11 protein-coding genes are annotated in these 12,469 nt (G+C 24.0%); 10 read left to right on the plus strand and 1 reads right to left on the minus strand.

Annotated elements, in window-relative coordinates; genetic code table 11:
• Positions 1-65: 65 nt before the first annotated feature.
• Positions 66-431 carry a HesB/IscA family protein gene (locus tag RJX12_RS00505; RefSeq protein ID WP_343192260.1) on the minus strand — a complete coding sequence of 122 codons (366 nt, stop codon included), beginning with the start codon at positions 429-431 and terminating at the stop codon, positions 66-68.
• Positions 432-894: 463 nt separating this feature from the next.
• On the opposite strand from RJX12_RS00505, the gene ydiK reads away from it, so the two are divergent.
• The 10 genes from ydiK to tgt all read left to right on the plus strand — a co-directional run bounded on the left by ydiK (position 895) and on the right by tgt (position 12,425).
• Positions 895-1,998 (plus strand): AI-2E family transporter YdiK, encoded by a 1,104-nt coding sequence (gene ydiK, locus RJX12_RS00510; protein WP_343192261.1) that lies wholly within the window; start codon positions 895-897, stop codon positions 1,996-1,998.
• A gap of 577 nt (positions 1,999-2,575) precedes the next feature.
• Positions 2,576-3,622: a 3-deoxy-7-phosphoheptulonate synthase gene (locus RJX12_RS00515; protein ID WP_343192262.1), complete on the plus strand. Its 1,047-nt coding sequence runs from the start codon at positions 2,576-2,578 to the stop codon at positions 3,620-3,622.
• 251 nt (positions 3,623-3,873) lie between these two features.
• Complete coding sequence (gene thrS / locus RJX12_RS00520) at positions 3,874-5,802, plus strand: threonine--tRNA ligase (protein WP_343192263.1); 1,929 nt, start codon at positions 3,874-3,876, stop codon at positions 5,800-5,802.
• Positions 5,803-5,805: 3 nt separating this feature from the next.
• Positions 5,806-6,345 (plus strand): translation initiation factor IF-3, encoded by a 540-nt coding sequence (gene infC / locus RJX12_RS00525; RefSeq protein ID WP_343192381.1) that lies wholly within the window; start codon positions 5,806-5,808, stop codon positions 6,343-6,345.
• 76 nt (positions 6,346-6,421) lie between these two features.
• Positions 6,422-6,619 (plus strand): 50S ribosomal protein L35, encoded by a 198-nt coding sequence (gene rpmI, locus RJX12_RS00530; protein ID WP_343192264.1) that lies wholly within the window; start codon positions 6,422-6,424, stop codon positions 6,617-6,619.
• Between the two features lie 38 nt (positions 6,620-6,657).
• Positions 6,658-7,014 (plus strand): 50S ribosomal protein L20, encoded by a 357-nt coding sequence (gene rplT / locus RJX12_RS00535; protein ID WP_343192265.1) that lies wholly within the window; start codon positions 6,658-6,660, stop codon positions 7,012-7,014.
• 173 nt (positions 7,015-7,187) lie between these two features.
• Positions 7,188-8,171: a phenylalanine--tRNA ligase subunit alpha gene (gene pheS, locus RJX12_RS00540; RefSeq protein ID WP_343192266.1), complete on the plus strand. Its 984-nt coding sequence runs from the start codon at positions 7,188-7,190 to the stop codon at positions 8,169-8,171.
• A gap of 20 nt (positions 8,172-8,191) precedes the next feature.
• Positions 8,192-10,588 (plus strand): phenylalanine--tRNA ligase subunit beta, encoded by a 2,397-nt coding sequence (gene pheT / locus RJX12_RS00545; RefSeq protein ID WP_343192267.1) that lies wholly within the window; start codon positions 8,192-8,194, stop codon positions 10,586-10,588.
• Positions 10,589-10,592: 4 nt separating this feature from the next.
• Positions 10,593-10,886: an integration host factor subunit alpha gene (locus RJX12_RS00550; RefSeq protein WP_343192268.1), complete on the plus strand. Its 294-nt coding sequence runs from the start codon at positions 10,593-10,595 to the stop codon at positions 10,884-10,886.
• A 435-nt stretch (positions 10,887-11,321) separates the two neighbouring features.
• A complete protein-coding gene (tgt, locus tag RJX12_RS00555) occupies positions 11,322-12,425 on the plus strand; it encodes a tRNA guanosine(34) transglycosylase Tgt (protein WP_343192269.1) in 1,104 nt (367 codons plus the stop codon).
• Positions 12,426-12,469 lie beyond the last annotated feature (44 nt).

The following is a 12,469-nucleotide window of genomic DNA, read 5'->3' on the forward strand; positions in this document are numbered from 1 at the left end:
TTTGATGTGAATTATATAATTTATTTATTGTATCTTTAGTATTATATAGTTTTAGTATTATTTTTTTATATAACAAAACTTTCTCCACAACCACAATATTCTGTTTTTTTTGTATTATAAAATTTAAAAATTTTATTTAATCCATTTTGTATGAAATCTATTTTTAATCCATTAATTTTTAAAAATGTTTCTTTTTTAATAAATATTTTAATATTATCATTTAATAATTCAATTTCACCATTTTTTTTTTCTTTAGTTAATTCCATTACGTAACGAAAACCAGCACAGCCTGATTTTTTTATACTTAATCTAATTCCTTTATTACCTGAATTATATATTAAAAATAAGCATTGTTTTGATGCATTAGGTGTAAATATGATTTTTGTTGTTTCTGATTTATTTATATGAGTATTATGTTGTTGAATTGTCATATGATGTATTTGTCTTATTAGTATATAATAAAATTAGTATATTTTTATAAAGATAAAAATTTTACTATTGTTATATAGTAATTAAATTATTTTTTTTGTTATGTTAGTTATTAAATTAAATTAAATTAATAAACTATATCATTTTAATGATATATATAACTAAACTATAATATATAATATAATATTATTAAATAAAATTCAAAAAAAATATTTTAATAGTAAAATATAAAAGTTATTTTTTAAATTATGTTAAATTGTTTTAATAATTTATTTAATTTATTAATATAAATTATATTTTATAATATACTCATTTTGAATAAAAAACATATTTTTAGTCAATTAAATATAAAAAAATATAAGAAATATAGATTTTAATTTAATTACTCTAGTATAATTTTTTATAATAGAGTAATAGTTTTATAAGAATTAAAATCCTTGAAGAGTGACTGAGGTATAATTTTATATGTATACTAATAGAAAAGATATAGATTTACCACAAGCTACATTTTCATTAATTTTTATTATTATCATGACATTAACAAGTTTTTGGATTATTCGTCCGTTTATTTTAGGATTTTCTTGGGCTAGTATGGTTGTTATTGCTACTTGGCCATTTATGATTAGATTGCAATTTTTATTATGTGGTAAACGTTCTATTGCTGTGATTATTATGACAGTACTTCTATTATTATTATTTATTATTCCTGTTGCATTTTTAGTGAATAGTTTAATTGAAAATAGTGTACCTTTAATTAATTGGTTAACATCTAGTAATGTACAATTTCCAAATTTAAATTGGTTACAAGCTATACCTGTAATTGGTATGAAGTTATTTGTAGGTTATCATAAATTATTAAGTGAAGGTGGATCAGCTTTAATTTCTCAATTACAACCTTATATGGGTATGACAACTAAATTTTTTATTGTTCAAGTAGGTCATTTTAGTCGTTTTTCTGTAGATTTAATGTTTATGTTAATTTTTAGTATAATATTATATTGGAATGGAGAAAAAGTAGGTAACATCATTCGTCATTTTGCATTTAGGTTAGCTGGTAAAACAGGTGATACATTGGTCTTGCTTGCTGGTCAAGCTATTAGAGCTGTTGCATTAGGAGTTGTAGTAACGGCATTAGTACAAGGATTATTAGGTGGAATAGGATTAGAAATTTCAGGTGTTCCATATTCTGCTTTATTAATGATTTTAATTATTTTATTTTGTTTATTACAATTAGGCCCTTTACCAGTTTTAATTCCTGCAATAGTGTGGTTGTATTGGCATGGTAATAAGACTTGTGGTACTGCTTTATTAGTTTGGAGTAGTATTTTATGTATATTAGATCATATTTTACGTCCTATTTTAATTAGAATAGGGGCAGATTTACCTACTTTATTAATTTTATCTGGAGTAATTGGGGGATTTTTAACTTTTGGAATGATTGGTTTATTTTTTGGTCCAGTTGTTTTAGTGATATCATATCGTTTAATTCTATCTTGGATGGAAGAAATTCCTTCTCCAGTATCACCTATGTCTAATATAGTAATCAAAAGATTGTCTAAAGAAAAATAATTAGAATATACTAAATAGTAGATGCATATAATATTTTATTATATTTTAATATACATGTATTGTAAGTAGTAATAACATTAAATAAATATATTATAGTTATCACATAATATATTATTTTGTGAAAGATTAGAATTGTAATTGTTTTAATTGTTTTAATACATTTACGTATATACATGTTTTATTGAAGTTTTCTTTTGCAAATATATTTTTCATTTGCAATTTTAATAAATTTAGATTTAATAGTTTCTGATAATTTTACTATTTATTTTTAAAGAAAAATATTACTTATAATTCATTATATATTTAATTATTTAAATTGGTGATTTATGTCATAGAAAGATATTTTTAAGTTTTATTAATATTAATAGTGAGTTTTTAAAAAAATTAATTAATATATTAATTATGTGATATACAGTTTTTAGAAAATATAATAAATATATTTATTAGAAAAATATGATCTACTTTTATTAAAAAAATTAAATTTTTTATTTTAGCTATTAATTAATGTATATAGAATATTATTGTAGTTATATTATAGATAGATTTAAGAAGGTTATTTTTTTTGATAGAGACACCAATGAAAAAAACAGATGAATTACGTACAATAAGAATTGATCCATTAGTAACGCCTGTTGATTTAGCTAAAAAATATACGATAACTCCAAAAATTATGGATAATGTTATTAGGACTCGGAATAGTATTGCTAAAATTATTACGGGAAAAGATAAACGTTTATTAGTTATAATAGGGCCATGTTCTGTTCACGATCCAGTAGCAGCAGTAGAGTATGCTTCAAGATTAAATGTATTAAGAAAAAAATATAGTTCTCGACTGGAAATTGTTATGAGAACTTATTTTGAAAAACCACGAACAGTAGTTGGTTGGAAGGGGTTAATTTCTGATCCATATTTAAATAGTAGTTTTCATGTGAATCATGGTTTAGCTTTATCAAGAAAACTTTTATTAGATATAAATGAATTAGGTATGCCTGCTGCTACTGAATTTTTAGATATTGTAATAGGGCAGTTTATAGCTGATTTGATTAGTTGGGGAGCTATAGGTGCTAGGACAACTGAAAGTCAAATTCATCGTGAGATGGCTTCAGCTTTGTCTTGTCCAGTTGGTTTTAAAAATGGAACTGATGGTAATATTCGTATTGCCATCGATGCAATAAGAGCGGCTAAAGTAAAACATTTATTTTTAGCTCCTAATAAACATGGTCAAATGACTATTAATCATACTAGTGGTAATCCATTATCTCATATTATTATGCGTGGAGGAAAATCTCCTAATTATTATGAAGAAAATATTGCTTTAGCTGTTAAATATTTACAAGATTTTAATTTACCTGAATACTTAATGGTAGATTTTAGTCATGGAAATTGTTTAAAACAACATCGTCGACAATGCGATGTTGGTGAATCAATATCTAAACAAATTTATAATGGATCTACAGCTATAGTTGGTGTGATGATTGAAAGCTTTTTAGAAGAAGGGTCTCAAAAGGTTGTGAAAGATGAACCATTAATTTATGGAAAATCAATTACAGATCCGTGTTTAGGTTGGTCAGATAGTGTCAGTTTAATTAATCGTTTAGCAAAAGCTGTAGATAGTCGATTTTAGAGTATAAGTTATATTGATATGATGAGGTATCAGTTTAGATATACTGATACCTTGATGTTATGGATTAAATGTTGTCAATAGTTTAGTCAAAACTATTATTTTTATATTATTAATATTTTTATTAAAATAATTGATTGTATTATTTTAGTGTTATATTGCTGATAATCACAGTATATATATTTTCTAGATATATCTCTAATTAACGTAATTTTTTATAAAATGCAGTTCATCAAATAATTTAAGGATTGTTAATGCCTATTGTTACGCTATTAGATGGTAGTAAAAGAACATATAACTATTTTATTTCAGTGATCGATATAGCTAAAGATATTAATTTTAGTTTATCTCAATCATGTGTTGCGGCATGGGTCGATAACAGTTTAGTAACTGTTGATACTGTTATAAAAAATGATTCTCGTATTATTTTTATATATGTTGAAAATGATATTGCTTTGGAGTGGATTCGTTATTCTTGCGCACAATTATTATCATATGCTATAAAAAATGCATTTCCTGATGTTAAAGTTGCTAATAATGGAATTTTAAAAAATGGTTTTTATTGTGACATAGATTTAGAAATTAAATTAACTAAAAATGATATAAGTATTATAGAACATAATATGTTGAGGTTAGTTAAAAAAAAATTTCCTATTGTTAAAAAATGTATGTCATTCGAACAGGTGTGTAATTTATTTATATCTCAAGGAAATTTTTATAAAATTAATATTTTAAATCAGTATTTTCAATATAAAAAAATAATTGATATTTACTACCATGAAGACTATTTTGATTTTTGTTTTGGTATGCAAGTACCTAATATAAAATTTTGTAGTTTTTTTAAATTACAAAATATATCAGGAGCTTATTGGCTGAATAATAAAAATAACAAAATGCTACAAAGAATTTATGGAACTGCTTGGTCTAATCGTACACAGTTAAATATGTATATTGACAACATAAAACGATTACAAGAAATAGATCATAGAGTTATATCGAAAAAATTAGATTTATATCATATACAAGATGAAGCTCCTGGTATGATTTTTTGGCACAACAATGGTTTAATATTGTTTAGAGAATTAGAAAACTTTGTTAGATTTAATTTAATAAAATATAATTATCAAGAAGTTAAAACACCTGTAATTATGGATCAATCTATATGGGCTCGAAGTGGACATTTAAATAATTATCAATCATCAATATTTACTACTTTGTCAGAAAATAAAAATTATTGTGTAAAACCAATGAATTGTCCAGGTCATGTTCAAATTTTTAATTATACATTAAGATCTTATCGGGATTTACCTATTAGACTAGCAGAATTTGGCAGTTGTTATCGTAATGAATCATCTGGAGCTTTGCATGGTTTAATGAGAGTTAGAGGTTTTACGCAAGATGATGCTCATATATTTTGTACCATGGATCAAGTAAAAGAAGAAATAAAAAATTGTATTATAATGATATATGATTTATATCAAATATTTAATTTTAAATTAATTTCAGTAAAATTATCTACTCGTCCAGAAAAACGTATTGGAGAAGATAAAACATGGGATCATGCAGAAAATTGTTTAGTTTCAGTATTACAGGAAAATAATATATTATTTGAATATCAGTCTGGAGAAGGTGCTTTTTATGGTCCTAAGATTGAATTTTCTCTGCATGATTCTTTAGAACGTATTTGGCAGTGTGGTACTATTCAATTAGATTTTTATTTACCATTACATTTAAATTCTTTTTATATAGATAAAAACAATAATCGTCAAATTCCAGTGATGATTCATCGAGCTATATTAGGTTCGATTGAACGTTTTATTGGTATCTTAATAGAAGAATATAAAGGTGTATTACCAGTATGGTTAGCTCCTATACAAGTAATGGTTATTGGTGTTAGTTTTAGAAATATAAATTATATTAATAAAGTAGTAACTAGTTTATTCACTGCAGGTATTCGCGTTAAATCAGATTTAAGTAATGATAGAATGAATTGTAAAATTCGTTATCATATTTTACATTATATTCCGTATATATTAATTTGTGGAGATCAAGAAGAGAAAAATAATACAGTGAGTATTAAATTTAGAACAGGATTAGAAATTAAAAATGTTAGTATTAATGTTTTTATTGAAAGATTAAAGAAAGAAATTTACAATCGAAGTTTTAATTTATTGGAGGAATAAGGTATTAAAGTTGGCAAAAAAACACAATTAATACGTCCTAATCGTATTAATAATGAAATTCGAGCTGTAAAAGTTCGCTTATCAGGTATTGATGGCGAGCAAATGGGTGTTGTAAGTTTACGTAAAGCTCTAAATATAGCAGAAGAATTAGGAGTAGATTTAGTAGAGATTAGCCCAAATGCAGAACCTCCTGTATGTCGTATAATGGATTATGGTAAATTTTTATATGAAAAAGGTAAATCGTATAAAGAACAAAAAAGAAAACAAAAAATTATTCAAATAAAAGAAGTAAAATTTAGACCAGGAACAGATATTGGAGATTATCAAGTTAAGCTAAAAAAATTAATTTGTTTTTTAGAAGAAGGAGCTAAAGTAAAAATTACATTACGGTTTCGTGGACGTGAAATGGCTCATCAACAAATAGGAGTTGATATGTTGAAGCGTATTAAATGTGATTTAAATGAATTGTCTATAGTAGAATTTTTTCCTAATAAAGTAGAAGGTCGTCAAATGATTATGGTTTTATCTCCTAAAAAGAAATAATTTTTTAATTATAGATAAGAGATAATATTTATGGATATCTACTGTGTTTTAATTTTTTTTAATGGGATATGTAATTGTGCCTAAAATAAAAACGTTGCGTAGTGCCGCTAAAAGATTTAAAAAGACTGCTTCTGGTATGTTTAAACATAAACAAGCTAATTTACGTCATTTATTAACTAAAAAAACTACTAATAGGAAACGTAATTTACGTTCTAAAACAATGGTATTGCAAGGAGATATTAGGAGAGTAATTACTTTTTTACCATATTTATAATATTTTATTACAATCGAAAATTAAGGTAAGGAGAAATAGTGGCTCGTATCAAACGTGGTGTTATCGCTAGAGCTAGACATAAAAAAGTTTTAAAGCAAGCGAAAGGATATTATGGTGCTCGATCTCGAGTATACCGTGTAGCTAATCAGGCTGTTATTAAATCAGCTCAATATTCTTATCGTGATAGAAGACAGCGCAAACGTTTATTTCGTCGATTATGGATTACTCGTATTAATGCAGCAGTAAGATCAGGGAACATTTCGTACAGCCAATTTATGCATGGTTTAAAAAAATTAAATGTAGAGATTGATCGTAAAATTTTATCTGACATTGCAATTTTTGATGAATATACGTTTAATAAATTAATTGAAAAAACAAAATTTGTATTACAGTAGCAGCGTTTTTATTAGGAGGGAGTAACCAATCTCCCTTTTTTATTATAAAATAATATATAATAATTATATACATTAATTATTTTTACATGTAATTATTTATTTATTTTAATAAGTAATTTAAATTTAATATTTAATTAAGTTCAATGGTTTCATGAACAGAGTTTATAAAAATTATGTTAGATCCAGTAAAATTTTTAAATTTAGCTAAAATTGATATTAGTGAAACTAATACTATCGAAGAATTAAATTTAGTAAAAATAAAATATTTAGGAAAAAAAAGTGTTTTATCTAAATGTTTATTAAATTTGCATAAATTATCATTAAAAGATAAGTTAAAAATTAGTGTTAAATTAAATCAATTAAAAAAAGATATAAAATTACTAATTAATTTACATAAAAAAAAGTTAATACATGTTTTATCAAGTAATGATAAAAAAGAGTATGATGTAGATATTTCTTTATTAGGTCGTCGTATTGAAAATGGTGCTATTCATCCTATAACGACGACTATTAATATTATAGAATCGTTTTTTTTTACTTTAGGATTTAATATAGTAATGGGTCCTGAGATAGAAGATGATTATCATAATTTTAGTGCATTAAATATTTCTAAAAATCATCCATCTCGTTCTGAACATGATACTTTTTGGTTTGATACGGAGCGTTTACTAAGAACACAAACTTCTAGTATGCAAATTAGGATAATGAAAAATGAACGACCTCCTATTAGAGTCATAGTTCCTGGAAAGGTGTATCGTAATGATTATGATTCAACACATACTCCAATGTTTCATCAAGTAGAAGGTTTGATACTTGATCATGTTATTAGTTTTTCTAATTTGAAATGGATTATGAAAGAATTTTTGTATTTCTTTTTTAAAAAAAAAATAGAAATAAGATTTCGTCCGTCATATTTCCCTTTTACAATACCATCAGCAGAAATTGATATCATTTATAATCAAAGTACATGGTTAGAAGTATTAGGATGTGGTATGGTACATCCTAATGTTTTAAGTAATGTAAATATTGATTCTAAAAAATATATAGGTTGCGCTTTTGGTATAGGTGTAGAAAGGTTAGCTATGTTGCGTTATGGAATATCAGATTTACGTATTTTTTTTGAAAATGATTTGCGATTTTTAAGACAATTTAAATAATTCAATAATGGTAATTGTTTATGGAATTTAGTGAAAGATGGTTAAAAGAATGGGTTAATTTAGAGATTAATACTATTACATTATGTGAACAACTTACTGAATCTGGTTTAGAAGTCGAAAGCGTAAAATGTATATCAGGAGTATTTAATGATGTTATAATAGGTAAAGTTATATCTTGTGAGATTCATCCTAATGACAATATGTGGAAAATTTTTTTTATTAATATTGGATGTAATAATAATATTCATATTATATCTAAAATTTGTAATGTCAAGATTGGAATGAAAGTAGTTATTGCTCCTATAGGTTCTATATTACCTGATAAAATTGTGATTAAGCCGATTAATATAGAAGGTTACATTTCAGAAGGGATAATTTGTTCTTTTTTTGATTTAGGAATGTTTGAGTATGGAGAAAAAATAATTGTATTACCTGATAATGCTCCAGTAGGTGTAGATTTACATAAATATTTTTTACTAAATGATAACATTATTAAATTATCTGTTACTCCCAATAGATTCGATTGTTTAGGTATTTTAGGAATAGCTAGAGAATTATATATTCGTAATAATATTAAATTACCTGTATTGTATATAAAACCAGTAAAATCAATAATAAATGATACTGTGAATGTAATTTTAAAAGCACCTAATATATGTCCGCGTTATTTTTGTAGATTGATAAAGAATATTTCTAATAGTATTATTACTCCGATTTGGATAGTAGAAAAATTAAGACGTTCTAACATAAAGAGTATTAATGCAATAGTTGATATTGTAGAATATGTTTCTATTGAATTAGGTTTGCCATTACATGTATTTAATGCAGATATTACAGTAGATAATATAATTTTAAGAAAATCAAGTCTAAATGAAAGAACTACATTAATAAATAAAGAAGAAATAATATTAGACAAAAATGTATTTGTTATTTCTAATAATCATTCTATTTTATCAGTAGAAGGTAATATAAATACTGTGATATCAGAAGTAACTACAAATACTAAAAATATATTAGTAGGATCGGCTTTTTTAAATATTTCTCTTGATGAAAAAGTTATAGGTAAGTATACAGGAAAAAATTTTTATACTAATTGTTATGAATATGGTGTTGATTTTAACCTTCAAGAATATGCTATAGAATATGTGACTAATTTATTAATGGATATTGTAGGAGGTCAATCTGGTCCATTAGTATCAGAGACAGATTATTCTAATTTTTGTGTATCAAGAAAAATTAAATTATCAAGAGATAGATTAAATAAAGTACTTGGTTTTTTTATGGAAGATGATTTAGTTAAAGAAAATTTGTTGAAACTTGGATTTCGAGTAATATGGTGTAGTAGTGATTATTGGCAGGTAGAATCACCGTCATGGCGTTTTGATATTAAAATAGAAGAAGATGTAATAGGAGAATTAGTTCGTATTTATGGTTATAATAATATATCTTCTATTTCTTATGTAGGAAAAATGTTTATCAGTAATATTAATGATAAATATGAACTTTTAAAAAAAACTAAAAATTTATTAGTTAATAAAGGATTTTATGAAATTATCACATATAGTTTTATAGATCCAAATATGCAAAGTATGTTATTTCCTAATCGAAAACAATTTTTTTTATCTAACCCAATATCTAAAGAAATGTCGTCTATGAGAACATCTTTATTACCAGGTCTACTTAATATATTATCTTATAATCAAGATCGTCAGAGAGATCATATTTGTTTGTTTGAAAGTGGATTATGTTTTTTAGAAGATAAAAATTGTATTTTAGGGGTTAGTCAAAATTTTTATTTGTCAGGCATAGCTTATGGATATATTTATGGTAACAGATTTTGGGATAAAACAGATAAAAGAATTGATTTTTTTGATATGAAAGGTGTTATTGAATCTATTTTTGAAATAAATGGAATATTAAAAAATATAGATTTTCGATCTGAATCTATAACATGTTTACATGTTCAAAAAAGTGCTAATATTTATTGCAATGGGAAATTAATAGGATATTTTGGTGTATTAAATTCTTATTTAAGTCAATATTTTAAATATACATATAATGTAGTTATGTTTGAAATATTTTGGGAGAATTTTCTTTCTTGTGATTCTATAACAATAAAAAAATTTTCACGTTTTCCAAATAGTAAACGTGATATTTCTATTATAGTATCAAAAAATGTTCCTATAAACGATATTATCAAAACATGTAAAGATATTGATATTATAAAAATAGTAGATGTATATATATTTGATTTATACTGTGATAATCGTGCAATAATGAAAAATAAAAAAAGCGTTGGTGTACGTTTAATATTTGAAGACATGCATAAAACATTAATTGATAGTGAAATTAACGTCATTGTAAAAAAATGTATATTAAAATTACAGAAAAAATTTCAAGCAGTATTAAGGAATTAAATATATGGTATTTACTAAAGCTAAATTATTGGAGTGTTTGTTTGAAAGTTTAAAAATAAAAAAAAAAGATGTTAAAAATATTATAGAGTTGTTTTTTAAAGAAGTTTGTTTTGCTTTAGAAGATGGTGAAAAAGTTAAATTATCAGGATTTGGTAATTTTGACTTAAGATATAAAGAAGAACGTCCTGGTAGAAATCCTAAAACAGGTGAAAAAATATTAATTAAAGCAAGGAGAATAGTAGTATTTAAGCCTGGAAAAAAATTGAAAAATAGATTTAAAATACATAATTTTAATTAGATTGTTAATTATATAATTAAAAAAATAATGTTAAGATATAAATAATATATATAGTATTTTACATGATTTGATTTATAGATATTTTATAAAACATATATTTTATTAATTTTATAATTTTTATTATATGTTACATATGTCATTTAAATTCATAATATAATGTGTGTTTTATTATTTTTTTATCATATGATGTTGATCATATTAATATTAAATTATTTTACATTTAATAATGTAATACATTAATTGCTATTTTTTTAAACATTAGTATTATTTTATAATTTAGTAACATAATTAATTTATTTATAAAAAATTTGTTACATATTTACTATTACAATAATAAAATAAATAATAGATGATAAAATTAAATATTTATTATATTGATATTTTATATTAATTATATACGATATGTTATTTCTTTAATAAAACAAAGGAGATTAAATGGATTTTGTTAAAATAAAACAAGATGGTAAAGCTAGATTAGGTTTATTAAAGTTTAATAGAGGTATTGTAGAAACGCCTGTTTTTATGCCAGTTGGAACATATGGTGCAGTGAAAGGAATGACTTCAGAAGATTTAAAATTAACAAGAACTAAAATAATTTTAGGTAATGCGTTACATTTATCTATGAGACCTGGTCAGAAAATCATAAAATTACATGGTAATTTACATAATTTTATGCAATGGAATGGTCCTATTTTAACTGACTCTGGAGGTTTTCAAATTTATAGTTTGTCTAAAATAAGAAAAATTGATTGTAACGGAGTATATTTTATACATCCTAATGATGGTAGTAAAGTGTTTTTTACTCCTGAACAATCCATTGATGTACAATATGATCTTGGTTCTGACATATCTATGTGTTTAGATGAGTGTGTGTCTTATCCTGTTATTTGGGAAAAAGCTAAAAATGCTATGGAAACATCTATAAATTGGGCAATTAAATCTCGTCGTTATTTTGATATGAAGAAAAATAGTAATGCTTTGTTTGGTATTATACAAGGTTCTATATTTAAAGATTTACGAGATATGTCTATTAATAAATTGTTAAACATTGGATTTGATGGATATGCCGTAGGAGGATTTGCTGTAGGTGAAACAAAAGAACTGATGTATTCATTATTAGAACATATTTGCGATCAAATACCTGTGGATAAACCTAGATATTTAATGGGAATTGGTAAACCATCTGATTTAATTGAATCTGTACGTAGAGGAGTTGATATGTTTGATTGTGTATTACCAACAAGAAATGCTAGAAATGGATATCTTTTTGTTAGCCAAGGTATAATAAGAATTCGTAATAGAAAATATAAAAATGACTTATCTGTATTAGATGATAACTGTAATTGTTATACATGTAAAAATTTTAGTCGTTCGTATTTACATCATCTTGATCGTTGTAATGAAATATTGGGAATTCGTTTAAATACTATTCATAATTTATATTTTTATCAAAATTTTATGCACAATTTACGTATATCTATTAAAAATAATAACTTTAATAAATTTGCTGATCATTTTTATCAGATGAATCATATATAAAATAGTTAGTATATGATTTAATATTTTATTTTTATGAAAAAATA

The sequence above is a fragment of the Buchnera aphidicola (Formosaphis micheliae) genome (assembly GCF_039403185.1).
Taxonomy (GTDB): domain Bacteria; phylum Pseudomonadota; class Gammaproteobacteria; order Enterobacterales; family Enterobacteriaceae; genus Buchnera_C; species Buchnera_C aphidicola_B.